The sequence below is a fragment of the Providencia rustigianii genome (genome assembly GCF_900637755.1).
In the GTDB taxonomy this organism is placed as follows: Bacteria; Pseudomonadota; Gammaproteobacteria; order Enterobacterales; family Enterobacteriaceae; genus Providencia; species Providencia rustigianii.
In genome coordinates this window covers 3,693,349-3,710,996 of the sequence record NZ_LR134396.1, presented here as the reverse complement: position 1 = coordinate 3,710,996, position 17,648 = coordinate 3,693,349, and the positions used below count along the sequence as shown (strand labels likewise).

The following is a 17,648-nucleotide window of genomic DNA, read 5'->3' as shown; positions in this document are numbered from 1 at the left end:
CTATGGATAAGAAAGCAGCTCGTATCCGTCGTGCGACCCGCGCACGCCGCAAGATCCAAGAGTTGGGTGCGACTCGCCTGGTGGTACATCGTACTCCACGCCATATTTATGCGCAGGTTATTGCACCTAACGGTTCTGAAACATTGGTTGCCGCTTCTACAACAGAAAAAGCTATCAATGAGCAAGTGAAATTCACTGGAAACAAAGATGCAGCAGCAGCAGTTGGTAAATTAATTGCTGAGCGTGCACTGGAAAAAGGCATCACTGTTGTTGCTTTTGACCGTTCTGGTTTCCAATATCATGGTAGAGTCCAGGCACTGGCAGATGCTGCCCGTGAAGCTGGCCTTCAGTTCTAAGGTAGAGGTGTAAGATGTCTCACATCGAAAAACAAGCTGGCGAACTGCAGGAAAAGCTGATCGCGGTAAACCGCGTAGCTAAAACCGTTAAAGGTGGCCGTATTTTCAGCTTTACCGCACTGACTGTAGTTGGTGATGGTAACGGTCGCGTTGGTTTTGGTTACGGCAAAGCGCGCGAAGTTCCGGCAGCAATCCAGAAAGCGATGGAAAAAGCCCGTCGCAGTATGAAAACCGTTGCTCTAAACAACGGCACATTATTCCACCCAGTGAAAGGTACTCACACAGGTTCTCGTGTGTTTATGCAGCCTGCTCACGAAGGTACAGGTATCATTGCAGGTGGTGCAATGCGTGCTGTTTTAGAGGTAGCTGGAGTTCGAAACGTACTGGCTAAAACCTATGGTTCCACAAACCCAATCAACGTGGTTCGTGCAACACTGGATGCTTTAGACAGCATGAAGTCTCCAGAAATGGTCGCAGCTAAGCGTGGAAAATCCGTCGAAGAAATTCTGGGGTAATCAGCCATGGCTAAGACTATTAAAATTACACAAGTTCGCAGTTCAATCGGTCGTCTGCCTAAGCATAAGGCAACACTGGTCGGTTTAGGTCTGCGTCGCATTGGTCATACAGTAGAGCGCGAGGATACTCCTGCAGTTCGTGGTATGGTCAACTTGGTTTCCTACATGGTTAAAGTTGAGGAGTAAGAGATGCGTTTAAATACTCTGTCTCCGGCTGAAGGTGCCAAGCACGCGCCTAAACGCGTAGGTCGTGGTATCGGTTCTGGTCTCGGTAAAACCGGCGGCCGTGGTCACAAGGGTCAGAAATCTCGTTCTGGCGGTGGCGTACGTCGTGGTTTTGAAGGTGGCCAGATGCCTTTATACCGTCGTTTACCGAAATTCGGTTTTACTTCACGTAAAGCAATGATCACTGCAGAGATTCGTCTCTCTGATTTTGCTGCTGTTGAAGGCGATGTTATTGATCTGAACGCACTGAAAGCCGCGAACGTTATTGACATCCAGATTGAATACGCAAAAGTTATTCTTTCTGGCGAAGTAAATCGTGCAGTTACTGTACGTGGTCTTCGTGTTACTAAAGGTGCTCGCGCTGCAATCGAAGCTGCCGGCGGTAAAATTGAGGAATAAGTGACAGATGGCTAAACAACCAGGATTAGATTTCCAAAGTGCCAAAGGTGGAGCTGGCGAACTGAAACGCAGACTTTTGTTTGTAATAGGGGCGCTAATTGTTTTCCGAATTGGTTCTTTTATTCCAATCCCTGGTATTGATGCCACTGTGCTTGCCAAATTGCTCGAACAGCAACAAGGCACCATCATTGAAATGTTTAACATGTTCTCTGGTGGTGCTCTCAGCCGTGCTTCTATCTTTGCTCTGGGTATCATGCCGTATATTTCGGCATCGATTATTGTCCAGTTATTATCTGTGGTTAATCCACGATTAGCAGAGATCAAGAAGGAAGGAGAAGCAGGTCGTCGGAAGATAAGCCAATATACTCGCTGGGGTACTCTGGTATTAGCAATATTTCAATCTATTGGTATTGCAATGGGTCTACCGAATATGCCAGGGATGCAAGGATTAGTTATTGATCCAGGTCTCCCATTCTACTTCACGGCAGTTGTTAGCTTAGTCACAGGAACTATGTTCCTTATGTGGTTAGGTGAGCAGATAACTGAAAGAGGTATCGGAAACGGTATTTCAATAATTATCTTCGCTGGTATTGTTGCGGGTCTACCGCCGGCTATTGGCCATACCATCGAGCAAGCTCGGCAAGGCGATCTGCACTTCCTCCTGTTGCTGTTGGTTGCGGTATTAGTATTCGCGGTTACTTTCTTTGTTGTATTTATGGAACGTGGTCAACGTCGTATTGTTGTAAACTATGCCAAACGTCAGCAAGGTCGCCGTGTTTACGCAGCACAAAGTACACATTTACCGTTGAAAGTGAATATGGCGGGTGTAATTCCTGCAATTTTCGCTTCCAGTATCATACTATTCCCGGGTACAATAGCATCTTGGTTTGGCGATGGAACTGGCTGGGACTGGCTGACTACAGTATCTATGTATCTGCAGCCTGGACAACCGTTATATGTATTACTTTATGCATCTGCGATCATCTTCTTCTGTTTCTTCTATACTGCGTTGGTTTTCAACCCAAGAGAAACAGCAGATAACCTGAAGAAGTCCGGTGCATTTGTACCAGGAATTCGTCCGGGAGAGCAAACGGCCAAGTACATCGATAAGGTAATGACCCGACTGACATTGGTTGGTGCTCTTTATATTACCTTTATCTGCCTAATCCCGGAGTTCATGCGTGACGCAATGAAAGTACCTTTTTACTTTGGTGGTACTTCCCTCTTAATCGTGGTTGTCGTTATCATGGACTTTATGGCTCAAGTGCAAACTCTAATGATGTCAAGTCAGTATGAGTCTGCATTGAAAAAAGCAAATCTAAAAGGTAAATAGTCATTTTCGTGATTATGGTTTGCTTAGAAGTTACGGAGAGTAAAAATGAAAGTTCGTGCTTCCGTCAAGAAATTATGCCGTAACTGCAAAATTATTCGTCGCCATGGTAGCGTTCGTGTGATTTGCAGTGTTGAGCCAAGACATAAACAACGTCAAGGCTAAGAAAAAGCATTTTTTTCTTGCAAAGTTGGGTTGAGCTGGCTAAATTAGCCAGCCAATCTTTTTATCTAAGATACATTATTATTTGAGTATCCTGAAAACGGGCTTTTCAGCATAGTAATGTATATTTTAACTTAGGAGTGCATAGTGGCCCGTATAGCAGGCATTAACATTCCTGATCATAAACATACCGTAATCGCTTTAACATCGATTTTCGGCATCGGCAAAACTCGTTCACAGGCTATCTGTGAAGCAACTGGTATTGCTGAAAATGTTAAGATCAGTGAGCTGTCTGAAGAACAAATCGACAAGCTGCGTGACGAAGTTGCTAAATACGTTGTAGAAGGTGACTTACGTCGTGAAATTACCCTGAGCATCAAGCGTCTGATGGACCTTGGATGTTACCGTGGTTTACGTCATCGTCGTGGTCTTCCTGTGCGCGGACAGCGTACTAAGACTAACGCTCGTACCCGCAAGGGTCCGCGTAAGCCGATCAAGAAATAAGTCGGGGTATTGAATAATGGCAAAAGCACCAGTTCGTGCACGTAAGCGTGTAAGAAAACAAGTCTCAGACGGTGTGGCTCATATCCATGCTTCTTTCAACAACACAATCGTTACCATTACTGACCGTCAGGGTAACGCATTAGGTTGGGCAACTGCCGGTGGTTCCGGTTTCCGTGGTTCTCGCAAATCTACTCCGTTCGCAGCTCAGGTTGCAGCAGAGCGTTGCGCAGAAGCTGTGAAAGAATACGGAATCAAAAACCTGGAAGTTATGGTTAAGGGACCGGGTCCGGGTCGCGAATCAACAATTCGTGCTCTGAACGCCGCTGGTTTTCGCATCACTAATATTACTGATGTGACTCCTATCCCTCATAACGGTTGTCGCCCACCGAAAAAACGTCGCGTTTAATACGTATCGTTTTTTTTAGGACTGTTGGAGAAAGAAAATGGCTAGATATTTGGGTCCTAAGCTCAAGCTGAGCCGTCGCGAAGGAACAGACCTCTTCCTGAAGTCTGGTGTTCGCGCGATTGACACCAAGTGTAAATTAGAACAGGCACCTGGCCAGCACGGAGCGCGTAAACCGCGTCTGTCTGACTATGGTGTTCAGTTACGTGAAAAACAAAAAGTTCGTCGTATTTACGGTGTTCTGGAACGTCAATTCCGTAACTATTATAAAGAAGCAACACGCCTGAAAGGAAACACAGGTGAAAACCTGCTGACTCTGCTGGAAGGTCGTCTTGATAACGTCGTTTACCGTATGGGCTTTGGCGCAACTCGCGCAGAAGCACGTCAAATGGTTAGCCATAAAGCTATCATGGTAAATGGTCGCGTAGTCAATATCGCTTCTTATCAGGTTTCCCCGAATGACGTTATCAGCGTTCGTGAGAAAGCTAAAAAACAGTCTCGTATCAAGGCTGCTTTAGAGCTGGCTGAACAGCGTGAGAAGCCAACTTGGCTGGAAGTTGATGCTGCTAAAATGGAAGGTGTGTTCAAGCGTATGCCTGAACGTACTGACTTGTCTGCGGACATTAACGAACACCTGATCGTCGAGCTTTACTCCAAGTAAAGCTTAGCACCAAAGAGAGGACACAATGCAGGGTTCTGTGACAGAGTTTCTAAAACCGCGCCTGGTAGATATCGAGCAAGTCAGTTCGACGCACGCTAAGGTGACCCTTGAGCCTTTAGAGCGCGGCTTCGGCCACACTCTAGGTAACGCACTGCGCCGTATTCTGCTTTCGTCTATGCCGGGTTGTGCGGTGACAGAGGTTGAGATTGATGGTGTACTGCATGAGTACAGCACCAAAGAAGGTGTACAGGAAGATATCCTGGAGATTCTCCTCAACCTGAAAGGGCTGGCGGTAAAAGTTCAGGGGAAAGATGAAGTTATTTTAACCTTGAATAAATCTGGCATTGGCCCTGTGACTGCAGCCGACATCATCCATGATGGTGATGTCGAAATCGTCAAGCCACAGCATGTTATCTGCCACCTCACTGACGAAAACGCATCTGTAAATATGCGTATTAAAGTTCAGCGTGGTCGTGGTTATGTGCCGGCTTCTGCCCGAGTTCATTCGGAAGAAGATGAGCGCCCAATCGGTCGTTTGTTAGTCGATGCTTGCTATAGCCCTGTAGAGCGTATTGCCTACAATGTTGAAGCAGCTCGTGTTGAGCAACGTACGGATTTGGATAAGTTAGTAATTGAAATGGAAACTAACGGTACAATTGATCCTGAAGAGGCAATTCGCCGTGCAGCTACCATCCTGGCTGAACAACTTGAAGCTTTTGTTGACTTACGTGATGTACGTCAGCCAGAAGTTAAAGAAGAGAAACCAGAATTCGATCCTATCTTACTGCGCCCAGTTGACGATCTGGAATTGACTGTCCGCTCTGCTAACTGCCTCAAAGCAGAAGCTATCCACTACATCGGTGATCTGGTACAGCGTACAGAAGTTGAGTTGCTGAAAACGCCTAACCTCGGTAAGAAGTCTCTTACTGAAATTAAGGACGTCTTGGCATCTCGTGGCCTTTCTCTAGGTATGCGCTTAGAAAATTGGCCACCAGCAAGTATTGCTGATGATTAGGATCACAGGTTAAGGTTTTACTGAGAAGGATAAGGTCATGCGCCATCGTAAGAGTGGTCGTCAATTGAACCGCAACAGCAGCCACCGCCAAGCTATGTTCCGTAACATGGCAGGTTCTTTAGTTCGTCATGAAATCATCAAGACGACTCTGCCTAAAGCGAAAGAACTGCGTCGCGTCGTTGAGCCGCTGATTACTCTTGCCAAGACCGACAGCGTAGCTAATCGTCGTCTGGCATTCGCACGTACTCGTGATAACGAGATCGTTGCAAAACTATTTAATGAACTGGGACCTCGTTTCGCAGCTCGTGCAGGTGGTTACACTCGTATTCTTAAGTGTGGTTACCGTACAGGCGACAACGCTCCGATGGCTTACATCGAGCTTGTTGACCGTGCTGTTGAGTCTCAAGAAGCGGCTGCAGAGTAATCTGTAATTGCTTTCAAGAAAACCGGGCGTATTGCCCGGTTTTTTTGTACCTGCTATTCTATCCTTTCTGTTTGACTCTTTTTCCTTGAATTTCCTATTTCGATCCATATTTATAGGTAGAGCTTTATGAGCATGTATAAGATAGGTCAAATAGCTAAACTTGCAGATGTGACCCCAGATACCATTCGTTTTTATGAAAAACAGGGACTGATGGGGCATAAAGTAAGAACTGAAGGTGGATATCGATTATTTACCGAGCATGATTTACAACGGCTACGTTTTATTCGTTATGCTAAGCAGCTTGGTTTTACTTTAGAAGCTATTACCGAATTATTATCAATTCGAGTTGATCCTGAGCATCATACCTGTCAGGAATCAAAGAATATTGTGGATATTAGACTTCTTGAGGTTGAAAGGAAGATTCAAGAATTGATCATAATGCGAGACTCATTAAAAATGTTGAGCTCAGCATGTTGTGGTGATGAGCATGCATCAACATATTGTTCGATTATGGAAATTTTAGAGAAAGGTGCATCAAAAATTTATTAGCTAAATGTAATTATTATGAAGGTAATATTATGAGTAAATATCAGCATAAGCGCGGTGAAATTAAAGATAATGCACTTGAAGCATTATTACATGACCCATTGTTTCGTCAGCGTATTGAGAAAAACAAAAAAGGTAAGGGAAGCTACATTAGAAAAGGGAAAAATTGTAAAACCAGTAACTGGGAGGCCAGTGGTAATGGGTTAATAAACATATTACCACTGGTTTTTTAGTTATTTTTTATTCTGTTCTTTTAATAGATCACGAATTTGAGTCAATAAAACTTCTTCTGTTGACGGTGCTGCAGGCTCCGATGGAGTAGTCTCTTCTTTTTCACGACGTACCTTATTCATAACTTTAATCGCCATAAAAATAGCAAAAGCTACAATCACGAAATCAAAAATAGTTTGAATAAACATACCATAATTCATGACAACTGCAGGGATACCATCTTGTGCTTCTCTAAGCACAATACTGAATTGTTTAAAATCTACCCCTCCAATGAGCAATCCGAGTGGTGGCATAATCACGTCAGCAACTAATGATGAAACAATTTTACCAAATGCAGCACCGATGATTATACCCACAGCCATATCTACCACATTGCCTTTCATGGCAAACTCGCGGAACTCTTTTAAAAAACTCATGTATGACCCCTTCCCTTAATAATTGACCAAGTATTTATGACCTGTATATTTACATAACAAATTATAGTATCTAAAAATCTTAACCTGCAAATTTTTACTATTAATTTTAGATGATTATAAAAAGAATGGGCTAGGTTGGAATAATTTTTCAACATCAGGTACATACTTTTTATCAGTGATGAACATAATCACGTGATCACCTTGCTCAATAATATTGTAATCGCTGGCAATGATGACTTCTTCTTCGCGCACAATTGCACCAATAATTGTGCCAGGAGGAAGCTTAATATCAGAAATTTTTTTACCAACGACTTTAGATGTATTTTCATCTCCATGAGCAATCGCCTCGATTGCTTCTGCAACACCTCGACGTAATGAAGAAACACTAACAATATCGGCTTTTCTGACATGACCAAGTAATGCAGATATTGTTGCTTGCTGAGGTGATACTGCAATATCGATAACGCCACCTTGAACTAATTCAACGTAAGCTGAACGTTGAATTAGAACCATGGCTTTTTTTGCACCCATTTTTTTAGCTAACATCGCAGACATAATATTTGCTTCATCATCATTAGTAAGAGCAATAAAAACGTCCATTTGCTCAATATGTTCCTCAGTTAATAATTCCTGGTCTGAGGCATCACCATAGAAAACGATAGTATCGTGAAGTAATTCTGCTAGTTCAGTTGCTCTTTGCTGATTTCGCTCAATGAGCTTAACGCTATAGTCTTTTTCTAATCGCTTCGCTAAGCCGGCACCAACGTTACCTCCACCGACAATCATCAATCGTTTATAAGGTTTTTCTAATCTTTGAAGTTCACTCATAACAGCGCGGATATGCTGAGTTGAGGCGACAAAAAATACCTCATCTCCAGCTTCAATAATCGTTGAACCTTGAGGTCTGATTGGCCGGTCTTGACGGAATATTGCGACGACTCGCGTATCAATATGAGGCATGTGCTCACGTAAACTTGAAAGAGCATTTCCAACTAATGAACCGCCGTAATAAGCTTTTACTGCGACAATGCTGACTTTTCCCTCTGCAAAATTTACAACTTGTAGAGCACCTGGGTACTGAATAAGCTTATAGATATATTCGATAACTAGTTGTTCTGGAGATATTAAATAATCAATAGGGATTTGCTCTGCAGCAAAAAGCTTATCTGCTTCACGGATGTACTCCGTGGCTCGAATGCGGGCAATTTTGTTTGGGGTATTAAATAGGCTATATGCAATTTGACATGCAACCATATTTGTTTCATCTGAGTTAGTCACTGCAACTAACATATCGGCATCTTCAGCTCCTGCATCTCGTAATACGCGAGGGTGAGAGCCATGGCCATTAACAACTCTTAGATCAAACTGATCTTGGAGTTGACGTAAGCGATCTGCATTAGTGTCAACAACGGTAATATCATTGTTCTCATCAACTAAATTTTCAGCTAGGGTGCCACCCACTTGCCCGGCACCTAGAATAATGATTTTCATTGCATCTTCCTATCTCAGATAATCAATTAAATGCTATTGTGCCTGTTTGAGTAATCGGGCGTAGAAGAATCCATCACCACCAGTGGTACTCGGTAATATTTGCAAGCCAAACTCGGTGCCATCAGTTATGCTCGCATCTACATGTTTAGTAAGAAAACGTTGGATTTGTAGACTATTTTCTTCTGGTATTATAGAGCATGTGGCATAAACTAGAGTTCCACCTGGTTTCAAATAAGGCCATATAGCTTCTAATATTTGAAATTGTAACTGTGATAATTCATTGATATCGGAATCACGTCTTAGCCATTTAATATCGGGATGACGTCGAATTACTCCCGTCGCTGAGCATGGTGCATCCAATAGGATTCGGTCAAATTGTTGACCATGAGCCCACTCTTCGGGCTTAGTTCCATCCCCTTGTATAACTATCGCTTGTTGCTTGAGGCGTTGTAAATTTTCTTTCACGCGCTTGAGTCGAGAGTCATCAATATCAACAGCAAGAACGTGAGCTTTAGGGGCTAATTCCAATATATGTGTTGTTTTCCCTCCAGGTGCAGCACATAAATCTAGAATACTATCGCCATCTACGGGAGACAGTAATTCTGCACAACCCTGTGCTGACACATCTTGAACAGTCGACCAACCTTCATCAAAGCCTGGAAGCCTATTTACCGAAGTGGCATCTTCCAGGCGAACAGCATTTGGATGAGTTGGGTGTAAATGGGCAGTAATCCCAGCTTGTTCTAGTAAGGTTAAGTATTGATCAGTTGTATTATGTTGAGGGTTTACTCTTAGCCACATTGGTGGGTGCTGGTTATTCGCATCCACAATATCTTGCCATTGATCGGGGTAAGCAATTTGTAAGCGTTTTAATAACCAGCTTGGATGTAAGTATTGGCTGTTATTATTATGATTACGCTCTTCTAATTGTATTTGTTGGCGTAAGAAAGAACGTAAAACACCATTTATCAGCCCTTTCAATTGTGGGCGTTTCAGAGCAACAGCACCGTCAACGGTTTCTGCTAAAGCAGCATGAGCAGGGATACGGGTGTATAGTAGTTGATAAATGCCCACCATGATTAGGTAATGTAATATTCTTTGTTTACCTGTAAGCGGTTTTTCCATTAATTGGCTGATAAACCATTCGAGTTTTGGTAAATATCGTAGAACTCCAAAGCAAATTTCTTGTAGCAATGCTTTGTCTTTCTCATTGATATTACGTTGTAATTCAGGCAAAACAGTACTTAATGATTGCCCCTTATCGAGAACCTGACCAATGGCCGTTGCTGCTATACTACGTAAATTATATTTATTTTTCATAAGTGAAGATGAGTCTATTAGTTACTGAAATAAAATTGCCTGACTTTATGTTGGCAGGCAATTTTATTAAGATTTTAGTCTAGTATCTGTTCTGGAATGAACCATTCACGGCGAGAATTGAGGATATCCTGTACGCTCATTGCTTTTTTACCAGGAGGCTGCAATTGGGTGATATTTAATATTCCCATTCCTGTTGCTACACAGATACCTTTTTTATCCGCACTGATAATGGTTCCCGGAAGATGGTTATGCACCTGATCAATAACTTCGGCTTGCCAGACTTTAATCAGTTGTTCTTGGACCATGAAATAACTCATAGGCCAAGGATTGAAAGCGCGAATACAGCGTTCAATTTGTTTTGCCGATTGTTGCCAATCAATACGGGCTTCTTCTTTTGACAGCTTTTCCGCATAGTTAGCCAATGTATCGTCTTGTTTTTCTGGAGTGCATTTTCCAATAGATAACAGGTTAACTGTATGTATAAGAGCTTGAGGTCCCGTAATTGCTAGTTTTTCGTATAATGTAGCACTTGTATCTTCAGGAGTGATAGGGCAAGTAGCTTTATATAGCATATCCCCAGTATCAAGACCTGCATCCATTTGCATGATAGTAACACCTGTTTCATGGTCTCCAGCCCAAATTGAACGTTGAATTGGTGCCGCACCACGCCAACGTGGTAATAAAGATCCATGAACATTTAGGCAGCCAAGGCGAGGGATATCTAAAACTGCTTGAGGCAGGATTAAACCATAAGCGACGACAATCATGAGATCTGCATTTTGTTCTTTGATCCACTGCTGATTGTTGGGATCTTTTAGAGTGACAGGTTGAAATATGGGTATATGGTGCTCTTCAGCAAGAATTTTCACTGGGCTTGGCGTCAGTTTTTTACCTCTTCCCGCTGGTTTATCATGTCGAGTGAGTACACCAACAATTTGATGTTTGGTTTCAAGTAAGGCAGCTAAATGTTTTGCTGCAAAATCTGGTGTACCTGCAAAGATAATTTTTAATGATTCTGACACGTTATTTCCCCGTTTATATTCATAAAATTAGCGATTTTTAGCGTCTTTAGCTCTCTGTCTATCTAATTTTTCTACTTTCTGGCGAATGCGCTGACGTTTCAAGGGAGATAGATAATCAACAAATAGTTTGCCAACTAAATGGTCCATTTCATGTTGAATACAGATGGCTAATAAACCATCAGCTTCAAGCTCAAATAATTCACCATTATAGTTAAGGGCTCGAACCTTCACTTGCTCTGCTCTTGCGACAAATCCTTGTTGTTCAGGGATGGATAGGCAGCCCTCTTCAATGCCTGTTTCACCTTTTTTATCAAGAAGTTCTGGATTGATAAGAACAAGTCGCTCACTCCGAGATTCTGAGACATCGATAACAATAATTCGCTGGTGGATATCCACTTGCGTTGCTGCGAGCCCGATGCCTTCTTCGTCATACATTGTTTCGAACATATCATCGACAATACGTTGAATGGACGCATCAACTTTTTCGACTGGTTTTGCAATCGTACGAAGACGCTCGTCTGGATAATGTAATATGTTTAATACTGACATAAATTTTTCGAGTAGTTTCCAAAATTTGAAAGGTAATTAATGACTATTCTAGACATTTATCCATCATATTGACAGTATTGGTGATGATTTGTTCGTAGGGGATGAGCTAACTTATAGTCAGGATGACAACATGAATGAACAGGAAGTATGGATAAGACTTTCATTGGTAAATAAGGTTGCTTTAGAGAAAGTAATAGAAATAATTTCGTATTTAAAACAAAGGAATAAAGTGACGCATTCAATTTTAAAAGAGTGTGGCTTAAACGAAATGCAAAGATTGCAATTTCTTCATGTTCCTCAGCAAAGAATAGAAATAACGACTCGGTGGTTGCAAAATAAAGAAAATCAAATGATTACAGTTTCAGCCCCCCAATATCCTTTTTTATTGAAGCAGACTTACAACCCTCCATTGTTATTATTTGTGATAGGTAATAGCGAATTATTATCAGACCGCCAAATTGCTATCGTTGGTAGCCGCCAAATGACCGAATATGGCAAAACGTGGACTAAAAACTTTGTTAAAAAATTTATAAGCTATGGTTTGACTATAACTAGTGGGCTGGCACTTGGCATTGATGGAGCAAGCCATAAAACAGCATTAGAACATGGCGGTAAAACAGTGGCAGTGTTAGGTAGTGGGTTAGCAAATGTTTACCCGAAGCAACATTATAATTTAGCGGATGAAATTAAGGAAAACGGCTTGTTAGTCTCGGAGTATTTGCCTGATACACCTCCACTACCGAAGCAGTTTCCTAGACGAAATCGTATTATTAGTGGATTAAGTAAAGCTGTTGTAGTCATTGAGGCTGGAATGAAAAGTGGTTCATTAATTACAGCAAGATACGCTATTGAACAAAATCGAGATTTATTCACACTACCAGCCCCGTTGGGGAATCCTGCATTTAGTGGAAATCATTGGTTGGTGCAGCAAGGTGCTTATTTATTATCTGAGCCTGATGATATTTTATTGCATTTAGAATGTTCACTAAATTGGATTCAGCCAGAATTATCAATAGAAAGTACACCTAACTCAGAGTTTAACCTGACAGAAAATAGAATTTTGGGTATGGTGGGGTATCAAGTGACTCCCGTGGATGTAATTGCAGATCAATTGCAGTTACCCATTTCTAGAGTAATTTCAATACTTACAGAATTGGAAATTAGTGGCGATATTTTGTCCACTGCTGGTGGATATATCAGGGTAAGTTAGTTTTTGAATAATTAAGGTGAGTTAAAATAAAATATGTCGAAGCAATTGCCTTTTGAAACTGAAAAAAATGAATATTGTCCTGAATGTGATTCTTTGTTGGTTATTCGCAATAGCACTCATGGGCCATTTCTGGCTTGTTCTGAATACCCCCAATGTCATTATACTCGACCGCTAAAACCAGTGATAGAAAGTCATATTGTAAAAGTGTTAGAAGGTCAATGCTGCCCCATATGTAACCATAATTTAGTATTAAAGCAGGGGCGCTTTGGCATGTTTATAGGTTGTAGTAATTATCCTGAGTGTGGGCATACTGAGCTTATTGATAAACCTGACGAAACTAAGGTGCCATGCCCACAATGCCAAACAGGTAATTTATTACAAAGAAAATCCCGTTTTGGCAAAACTTTCTATGCTTGTGATAACTACCCTAACTGCCAATTTATTATTAATAATAAACCTGTGGTTGGGGAATGTCAGTTTTGTGAATACCCACTACTTATGGAAAAAAGGGTAGGACAAGGAGTAAGATTGTTGTGTGCCAGCAAACGTTGTGGTAAGCCACAAGAAGAATAAAGAGTTAAAAACTATGCAAAATCAATTTACACCTGCAATTAAAAATATTATTAATGCACTCCAGCAACAACAAGTCATTGCTTATCCAACTGAAGCTGTTTTTGGGCTCGGTTGTGATCCTGACAGCGAGACAGCGGTGAATAAATTACTCGAATTAAAGCAACGTCCATGGGAGAAAGGACTTATTTTGATCGCTGATAGCTACGAACAATTAAAGAATTATGTTGATGATAGCCAATTAACAGATCAACAGAGACAAACCATGTTTGCTACTTGGCCAGGTCCGGTTACGTGGGTGGTCCCCGCAAAAAAAACAACACCAAAATGGTTAACGGGTAAATTTGATACTTTAGCGGTACGTGTCACTAATCATGAGTTAGTGAAAGAGTTATGTAGCCAGTATGGAAAACCTATTGTATCAACAAGCGCCAACCTAAGCGGTTTAGAGCCATGCAGAACTACGGAAGAAGTTGTTGAACAGTTCCAAGATACTATCCCCATTTTAGATGGCGAAGTCGGTGGAAGGTTGAATCCATCAGAAATTAGAGATGCTATGACTGGGCAATTATATCGCAAAGGATAATTATCAATGAAAATGTTTGCAGTCTTTGGAAACCCAATTCAACACAGTAAGTCTCCGGTAATACATCAAATGTTTGCGGAACAAATAGGAGTCGAGCTTAAATACGATCGAATTCTTGCACCTATTGAGGATTTTGAATCGTGTTTATCTGCTTTTTTTGAACAGGGCGGACAAGGTGCAAACATAACATTGCCATTTAAAGAAAGGGCTTTTAAATTTGTCAGTGAATTAACAGATAGAGCTCAAATTTGTGGCGCTGTAAATACTATCATGAAGCTCGATGGTAATCGTTTACTTGGTGATAACACTGATGGAGTTGGGTTATTGTTAGATTTGCAACGATTAGAGTTTATATCATCCAATAGTAAGGCATTAATTATTGGTGCGGGTGGTGCGACTCGGGGGGCTTTATTGCCTCTGCTTGAATTTGGTTGTGATATTACGTTAACGAATAGGACTTTCTCTAAAGCAGAAACGTTAGTTAATCTGTTCTCATCAGCGGGAAAAATAAAGGCTAAACCCATGGATGAGTGTTTATCTTCAGAATATGATTTGATTATCAATGCAACCTCATCAGGGGTAAACGGTGAAATTCCTCAAATAAGTTCAGCATTATTTCATGAACAGATTGCTTGCTATGACATGTTTTATCAACGAGGCTTGACGCCTTTTTTATCATTCGCAAAGCAACGGAAAGTTAAAAGATTAGCTGATGGCTTAGGGATGTTGGTAGGACAAGCGGCTTTCTCTTTTAAGTTATGGCATGGGGTTACCCCTGAAATTGAGCCTGTATTGAAGTTATTAAAACAGGGGCTAAAGTAATGAATCAAGCGATTCAATTTCCGGATAGAGAGGAATGGGATCCTTTACTTAATAAAGTACGATTTCCTGTTCTTGTTAATGGCATGCTTGCTGAATGTATCATATCGGATACTTTATTATTTAATCGCTATGGCAATAAAGAAACGTCTTTAATGCTATTTCAGACTTATCGCTGGGATATAGAAGAAGAGTTTGAGACCTTGATTGAACAAGGTCTTGATAATGGCAATAACTTTTATGAATTATTAGAAGATAAATAATTATTTTTCCATTCAACATAGTTATTGGCTGAATAGCGTAGGTGATTAAGCTCTGACTCTGTAAGTTTTCTAATTGGCTTAGCAGGACTGCCCATATATAAGTAGCCTGACTCTAGCCGTTTTCCTTGTGTGACCAAACTGTTTGCACCAATGACAACATCATCCTCAATAATCGCTCCATCAATTACTATAGACCCCATTCCCACGAGAACACGATTACCAATTGTGCACCCATGTAGCATGACTTTATGCCCAACAGTGACATTATCTCCAATAATTAATGGATTCCCTTCGGGATTAGTTGCCGATTTATGGGTTACATGGAGAATCGAACCGTCTTGAATATTAGTTCGAGCTCCGATTGATATGTAATTCACATCGCCGCGTAAAACAGATAAAGGCCAGATGCTAACATCTTCAGCTAATCGGACGTCACCAATGACAACAGAAGAGGGATCAATAAAGACATTCGCTGCTACAGTAGGGTACGTATCTAAATAAGGTCTTAAGAATGTGTTCATATGTGTGGCCACAAAACGTAGGTGGATATTAAGGTAAGCTCTTAATTAAGAGTTAGCGAAGTAAGAGCAGAGTACAAAAATAGAATTATAAGACAAAAGATGACGTTTTTATAATCATAGTGATAGTAAAAAAAGCACAATGATGAAATTATCCTCAATCAGTATTTTTTTTGAAAAAAAAGGTTGTGTAATTTTTCGAGCTCCCTATAATGCGCATCCGTTGTCACGATAAACCGGTTCGAAGAAAACCTCGAAGCCCGCGTGATAACAGAGGTGAGAAAGAAAATAGTTGAAAATAATCACTTGACTTTCTAAATAAAAAACGTAGTATACAACACCTCGCGATAACGACCTAGACGTCGAAAATCGAAAGATTAAGTCGCACCGCTCTTTAACAATTTATCAGACAATCTGTGTGGGCACTCACAAGACACTATCAAAAAATATTTGATTTTAAAGTCTTGAAGAGTGACTAACACGTTAATTCATATATATGAACTAATAGGTAATTTGGTTTCTTCGGAAATCAAACGACAGTAAACATTCTTTGAGCATCAGACACTTTTAATTGAAGAGTTTGATCATGGCTCAGATTGAACGCTGGCGGCAGGCCTAACACATGCAAGTCGAGCGGTAACAGGGGAAGCTTGCTTCTCGCTGACGAGCGGCGGACGGGTGAGTAATGTATGGGGATCTGCCCGATAGAGGGGGATAACTACTGGAAACGGTAGCTAATACCGCATAATCTCTCAGGAGCAAAGCAGGGGAACTTCGGTCCTTGCGCTATCGGATGAACCCATATGGGATTAGCTAGTTGGTGGGGTAATGGCTCACCAAGGCGACGATCCCTAGCTGGTCTGAGAGGATGATCAGCCACACTGGGACTGAGACACGGCCCAGACTCCTACGGGAGGCAGCAGTGGGGAATATTGCACAATGGGCGCAAGCCTGATGCAGCCATGCCGCGTGTATGAAGAAGGCCTTAGGGTTGTAAAGTACTTTCAGTTGGGAGGAAGGCGTTGATGCTAATATCATCAACGATTGACGTTACCAACAGAAGAAGCACCGGCTAACTCCGTGCCAGCAGCCGCGGTAATACGGAGGGTGCAAGCGTTAATCGGAATTACTGGGCGTAAAGCGCACGCAGGCGGTTGATTAAGTTAGATGTGAAATCCCCGGGCTTAACCTGGGAATGGCATCTAAGACTGGTCAGCTAGAGTCTTGTAGAGGGGGGTAGAATTCCATGTGTAGCGGTGAAATGCGTAGAGATGTGGAGGAATACCGGTGGCGAAGGCGGCCCCCTGGACAAAGACTGACGCTCAGGTGCGAAAGCGTGGGGAGCAAACAGGATTAGATACCCTGGTAGTCCACGCTGTAAACGATGTCGATTTGGAGGTTGTTCCCTTGAGGAGTGGCTTCCGGAGCTAACGCGTTAAATCGACCGCCTGGGGAGTACGGCCGCAAGGTTAAAACTCAAATGAATTGACGGGGGCCCGCACAAGCGGTGGAGCATGTGGTTTAATTCGATGCAACGCGAAGAACCTTACCTACTCTTGACATCCAGAGAATTTAGCAGAGATGCTTTAGTGCCTTCGGGAACTCTGAGACAGGTGCTGCATGGCTGTCGTCAGCTCGTGTTGTGAAATGTTGGGTTAAGTCCCGCAACGAGCGCAACCCTTATCCTTTGTTGCCAGCACGTAATGGTGGGAACTCAAAGGAGACTGCCGGTGATAAACCGGAGGAAGGTGGGGATGACGTCAAGTCATCATGGCCCTTACGAGTAGGGCTACACACGTGCTACAATGGCGTATACAAAGAGAAGCGACCTCGCGAGAGCAAGCGGAACTCATAAAGTACGTCGTAGTCCGGATTGGAGTCTGCAACTCGACTCCATGAAGTCGGAATCGCTAGTAATCGTAGATCAGAATGCTACGGTGAATACGTTCCCGGGCCTTGTACACACCGCCCGTCACACCATGGGAGTGGGTTGCAAAAGAAGTAGGTAGCTTAACCTTCGGGAGGGCGCTTACCACTTTGTGATTCATGACTGGGGTGAAGTCGTAACAAGGTAACCGTAGGGGAACCTGCGGTTGGATCACCTCCTTACCAT

Annotated in this window: 24 protein-coding genes and 1 rRNA gene; 19 read left to right on the top strand and 6 right to left on the bottom strand. The window is 42.2% G+C overall.

Annotated elements, in window-relative coordinates:
- The first annotated feature begins 2 nt into the window (after nucleotides 1-2).
- The 13 genes from rplR (at nucleotide 3) to EL244_RS17030 (ending at nucleotide 6,773) form a co-directional block, all read left to right on the top strand.
- Nucleotides 3-356 (top strand): 50S ribosomal protein L18, encoded by a 354-nt coding sequence (gene rplR / locus EL244_RS17090; protein ID WP_006816326.1) that lies wholly within the window; start codon nucleotides 3-5, stop codon nucleotides 354-356.
- Nucleotides 357-370: 14 nt separating this feature from the next.
- Nucleotides 371-871 carry a 30S ribosomal protein S5 gene (gene rpsE, locus EL244_RS17085; RefSeq protein WP_006657022.1) on the top strand — a complete coding sequence of 167 codons (501 nt, stop codon included), beginning with the start codon at nucleotides 371-373 and terminating at the stop codon, nucleotides 869-871.
- A gap of 6 nt (nucleotides 872-877) precedes the next feature.
- Nucleotides 878-1,057: a 50S ribosomal protein L30 gene (rpmD, locus tag EL244_RS17080; protein ID WP_004265475.1), complete on the top strand. Its 180-nt coding sequence runs from the start codon at nucleotides 878-880 to the stop codon at nucleotides 1,055-1,057.
- Nucleotides 1,058-1,060: 3 nt separating this feature from the next.
- A complete protein-coding gene (gene rplO / locus EL244_RS17075; RefSeq protein WP_006816325.1) occupies nucleotides 1,061-1,495 on the top strand; it encodes a 50S ribosomal protein L15 in 435 nt (144 codons plus the stop codon).
- 7 nt (nucleotides 1,496-1,502) lie between these two features.
- Nucleotides 1,503-2,828 (top strand): preprotein translocase subunit SecY, encoded by a 1,326-nt coding sequence (secY, locus tag EL244_RS17070; RefSeq protein ID WP_006816324.1) that lies wholly within the window; start codon nucleotides 1,503-1,505, stop codon nucleotides 2,826-2,828.
- A gap of 45 nt (nucleotides 2,829-2,873) precedes the next feature.
- On the top strand, nucleotides 2,874-2,990 hold the full coding sequence (rpmJ, locus tag EL244_RS17065; protein ID WP_006816323.1) for a 50S ribosomal protein L36: 117 nt from the start codon (nucleotides 2,874-2,876) through the stop codon (nucleotides 2,988-2,990).
- A 144-nt stretch (nucleotides 2,991-3,134) separates the two neighbouring features.
- Nucleotides 3,135-3,491, top strand: a complete 357-nt coding sequence (gene rpsM / locus EL244_RS17060; protein ID WP_004907144.1) for a 30S ribosomal protein S13 — start codon at nucleotides 3,135-3,137, stop codon at nucleotides 3,489-3,491.
- Nucleotides 3,492-3,507: 16 nt separating this feature from the next.
- A complete protein-coding gene (gene rpsK / locus EL244_RS17055; protein ID WP_004388621.1) occupies nucleotides 3,508-3,897 on the top strand; it encodes a 30S ribosomal protein S11 in 390 nt (129 codons plus the stop codon).
- A 37-nt stretch (nucleotides 3,898-3,934) separates the two neighbouring features.
- On the top strand, nucleotides 3,935-4,555 hold the full coding sequence (rpsD, locus tag EL244_RS17050) for a 30S ribosomal protein S4 (protein ID WP_006816322.1): 621 nt from the start codon (nucleotides 3,935-3,937) through the stop codon (nucleotides 4,553-4,555).
- 25 nt (nucleotides 4,556-4,580) lie between these two features.
- Nucleotides 4,581-5,570, top strand: a complete 990-nt coding sequence (locus EL244_RS17045; protein ID WP_006816321.1) for a DNA-directed RNA polymerase subunit alpha — start codon at nucleotides 4,581-4,583, stop codon at nucleotides 5,568-5,570.
- 37 nt (nucleotides 5,571-5,607) lie between these two features.
- Complete coding sequence (rplQ, locus tag EL244_RS17040) at nucleotides 5,608-5,994, top strand: 50S ribosomal protein L17 (protein ID WP_004907152.1); 387 nt, start codon at nucleotides 5,608-5,610, stop codon at nucleotides 5,992-5,994.
- 132 nt (nucleotides 5,995-6,126) lie between these two features.
- On the top strand, nucleotides 6,127-6,543 hold the full coding sequence (gene zntR, locus EL244_RS17035) for a Zn(2+)-responsive transcriptional regulator (RefSeq protein WP_126462911.1): 417 nt from the start codon (nucleotides 6,127-6,129) through the stop codon (nucleotides 6,541-6,543).
- 29 nt (nucleotides 6,544-6,572) lie between these two features.
- Nucleotides 6,573-6,773 (top strand): alternative ribosome-rescue factor A, encoded by a 201-nt coding sequence (locus tag EL244_RS17030; RefSeq protein ID WP_126462503.1) that lies wholly within the window; start codon nucleotides 6,573-6,575, stop codon nucleotides 6,771-6,773.
- Here EL244_RS17030 and mscL read toward each other — a convergent pair whose 3' ends face one another.
- From mscL to def, 5 genes are all read right to left on the bottom strand, one after another.
- Nucleotides 6,774-7,187 carry a large-conductance mechanosensitive channel protein MscL gene (mscL, locus tag EL244_RS17025; RefSeq protein ID WP_006816317.1) on the bottom strand — a complete coding sequence of 138 codons (414 nt, stop codon included), beginning with the start codon at nucleotides 7,185-7,187 and terminating at the stop codon, nucleotides 6,774-6,776.
- Nucleotides 7,188-7,301: 114 nt separating this feature from the next.
- On the bottom strand, nucleotides 7,302-8,678 hold the full coding sequence (gene trkA, locus EL244_RS17020; RefSeq protein ID WP_126462500.1) for a Trk system potassium transporter TrkA: 1,377 nt from the start codon (nucleotides 8,676-8,678) through the stop codon (nucleotides 7,302-7,304).
- A 33-nt stretch (nucleotides 8,679-8,711) separates the two neighbouring features.
- Nucleotides 8,712-9,998 (bottom strand): 16S rRNA (cytosine(967)-C(5))-methyltransferase RsmB, encoded by a 1,287-nt coding sequence (rsmB, locus tag EL244_RS17015; RefSeq protein WP_126462495.1) that lies wholly within the window; start codon nucleotides 9,996-9,998, stop codon nucleotides 8,712-8,714.
- Between the two features lie 74 nt (nucleotides 9,999-10,072).
- Nucleotides 10,073-11,020, bottom strand: coding sequence for a methionyl-tRNA formyltransferase (gene fmt / locus EL244_RS17010; RefSeq protein ID WP_126462493.1), 948 nt, complete (start codon nucleotides 11,018-11,020; stop codon nucleotides 10,073-10,075).
- A gap of 27 nt (nucleotides 11,021-11,047) precedes the next feature.
- Nucleotides 11,048-11,569, bottom strand: coding sequence for a peptide deformylase (def, locus tag EL244_RS17005; protein WP_126462490.1), 522 nt, complete (start codon nucleotides 11,567-11,569; stop codon nucleotides 11,048-11,050).
- A 130-nt stretch (nucleotides 11,570-11,699) separates the two neighbouring features.
- On the opposite strand from def, the gene dprA reads away from it, so the two are divergent.
- Genes dprA through EL244_RS16980 form a run of 5 tightly spaced genes read left to right on the top strand, consistent with a single transcriptional unit; the run spans nucleotide 11,700 to nucleotide 15,017 of the window.
- Nucleotides 11,700-12,779 carry a DNA-processing protein DprA gene (dprA, locus tag EL244_RS17000; RefSeq protein ID WP_126462487.1) on the top strand — a complete coding sequence of 360 codons (1,080 nt, stop codon included), beginning with the start codon at nucleotides 11,700-11,702 and terminating at the stop codon, nucleotides 12,777-12,779.
- Nucleotides 12,780-12,812: 33 nt separating this feature from the next.
- The gene (locus tag EL244_RS16995) at nucleotides 12,813-13,352 is read left to right on the top strand and encodes a topoisomerase DNA-binding C4 zinc finger domain-containing protein (RefSeq protein WP_126462484.1); all 540 of its coding nucleotides are present in this window, start codon (nucleotides 12,813-12,815) and stop codon (nucleotides 13,350-13,352) included.
- A gap of 13 nt (nucleotides 13,353-13,365) precedes the next feature.
- Entirely contained in the window at nucleotides 13,366-13,935 is a 570-nt protein-coding gene (tsaC, locus tag EL244_RS16990; protein WP_126462481.1) for an L-threonylcarbamoyladenylate synthase type 1 TsaC, read from the top strand.
- A gap of 6 nt (nucleotides 13,936-13,941) precedes the next feature.
- On the top strand, nucleotides 13,942-14,757 hold the full coding sequence (gene aroE / locus EL244_RS16985) for a shikimate dehydrogenase (RefSeq protein ID WP_126462478.1): 816 nt from the start codon (nucleotides 13,942-13,944) through the stop codon (nucleotides 14,755-14,757).
- On the top strand, nucleotides 14,757-15,017 hold the full coding sequence (locus EL244_RS16980; protein ID WP_006816308.1) for a DUF1488 family protein: 261 nt from the start codon (nucleotides 14,757-14,759) through the stop codon (nucleotides 15,015-15,017). The genes aroE and EL244_RS16980 overlap by 1 nt, the downstream gene beginning before the upstream one ends.
- On the opposite strand, the gene EL244_RS16975 is transcribed toward EL244_RS16980, so the two are convergent.
- Nucleotides 14,993-15,538: a gamma carbonic anhydrase family protein gene (locus tag EL244_RS16975; RefSeq protein WP_126462475.1), complete on the bottom strand. Its 546-nt coding sequence runs from the start codon at nucleotides 15,536-15,538 to the stop codon at nucleotides 14,993-14,995. The two genes, EL244_RS16980 and EL244_RS16975, sit on opposite strands and share 25 nt — an antisense overlap.
- A gap of 565 nt (nucleotides 15,539-16,103) precedes the next feature.
- On the opposite strand from EL244_RS16975, the gene EL244_RS16970 reads away from it, so the two are divergent.
- A 16S ribosomal RNA gene (locus tag EL244_RS16970) occupies nucleotides 16,104-17,644 on the top strand.
- The last annotated feature ends 4 nt before the right edge of the window (nucleotides 17,645-17,648 follow it).

What these genes read in the sequence shown, in the direction of transcription:
- rsmB (WP_126462495.1), bottom strand. Translation starts at nt 9,998, where the DNA reads ATGAAAAATAAATATAATTTACGTAGTATAGCAGCAACGGCCATTGGT.
- secY (WP_006816324.1), top strand. Translation starts at nt 1,503, where the DNA reads ATGGCTAAACAACCAGGATTAGATTTCCAAAGTGCCAAAGGTGGAGCT.
- rpsD (WP_006816322.1), top strand. Translation starts at nt 3,935, where the DNA reads ATGGCTAGATATTTGGGTCCTAAGCTCAAGCTGAGCCGTCGCGAAGGA.
- trkA (WP_126462500.1), bottom strand. Translation starts at nt 8,678, where the DNA reads ATGAAAATCATTATTCTAGGTGCCGGGCAAGTGGGTGGCACCCTAGCT.
- rplO (WP_006816325.1), top strand. Translation starts at nt 1,061, where the DNA reads ATGCGTTTAAATACTCTGTCTCCGGCTGAAGGTGCCAAGCACGCGCCT.
- def (WP_126462490.1), bottom strand. Translation starts at nt 11,569, where the DNA reads ATGTCAGTATTAAACATATTACATTATCCAGACGAGCGTCTTCGTACG.
- rpsK (WP_004388621.1), top strand. Translation starts at nt 3,508, where the DNA reads ATGGCAAAAGCACCAGTTCGTGCACGTAAGCGTGTAAGAAAACAAGTC.
- rplR (WP_006816326.1), top strand. Translation starts at nt 3, where the DNA reads ATGGATAAGAAAGCAGCTCGTATCCGTCGTGCGACCCGCGCACGCCGC.
- aroE (WP_126462478.1), top strand. Translation starts at nt 13,942, where the DNA reads ATGAAAATGTTTGCAGTCTTTGGAAACCCAATTCAACACAGTAAGTCT.
- mscL (WP_006816317.1), bottom strand. Translation starts at nt 7,187, where the DNA reads ATGAGTTTTTTAAAAGAGTTCCGCGAGTTTGCCATGAAAGGCAATGTG.
- rplQ (WP_004907152.1), top strand. Translation starts at nt 5,608, where the DNA reads ATGCGCCATCGTAAGAGTGGTCGTCAATTGAACCGCAACAGCAGCCAC.
- rpsE (WP_006657022.1), top strand. Translation starts at nt 371, where the DNA reads ATGTCTCACATCGAAAAACAAGCTGGCGAACTGCAGGAAAAGCTGATC.
- rpmD (WP_004265475.1), top strand. Translation starts at nt 878, where the DNA reads ATGGCTAAGACTATTAAAATTACACAAGTTCGCAGTTCAATCGGTCGT.
- EL244_RS17045 (WP_006816321.1), top strand. Translation starts at nt 4,581, where the DNA reads ATGCAGGGTTCTGTGACAGAGTTTCTAAAACCGCGCCTGGTAGATATC.
- tsaC (WP_126462481.1), top strand. Translation starts at nt 13,366, where the DNA reads ATGCAAAATCAATTTACACCTGCAATTAAAAATATTATTAATGCACTC.
- rpmJ (WP_006816323.1), top strand. Translation starts at nt 2,874, where the DNA reads ATGAAAGTTCGTGCTTCCGTCAAGAAATTATGCCGTAACTGCAAAATT.
- EL244_RS17030 (WP_126462503.1), top strand. Translation starts at nt 6,573, where the DNA reads ATGAGTAAATATCAGCATAAGCGCGGTGAAATTAAAGATAATGCACTT.
- EL244_RS16980 (WP_006816308.1), top strand. Translation starts at nt 14,757, where the DNA reads ATGAATCAAGCGATTCAATTTCCGGATAGAGAGGAATGGGATCCTTTA.
- EL244_RS16975 (WP_126462475.1), bottom strand. Translation starts at nt 15,538, where the DNA reads ATGAACACATTCTTAAGACCTTATTTAGATACGTACCCTACTGTAGCA.
- zntR (WP_126462911.1), top strand. Translation starts at nt 6,127, where the DNA reads ATGTATAAGATAGGTCAAATAGCTAAACTTGCAGATGTGACCCCAGAT.
- EL244_RS16995 (WP_126462484.1), top strand. Translation starts at nt 12,813, where the DNA reads ATGTCGAAGCAATTGCCTTTTGAAACTGAAAAAAATGAATATTGTCCT.
- dprA (WP_126462487.1), top strand. Translation starts at nt 11,700, where the DNA reads ATGAATGAACAGGAAGTATGGATAAGACTTTCATTGGTAAATAAGGTT.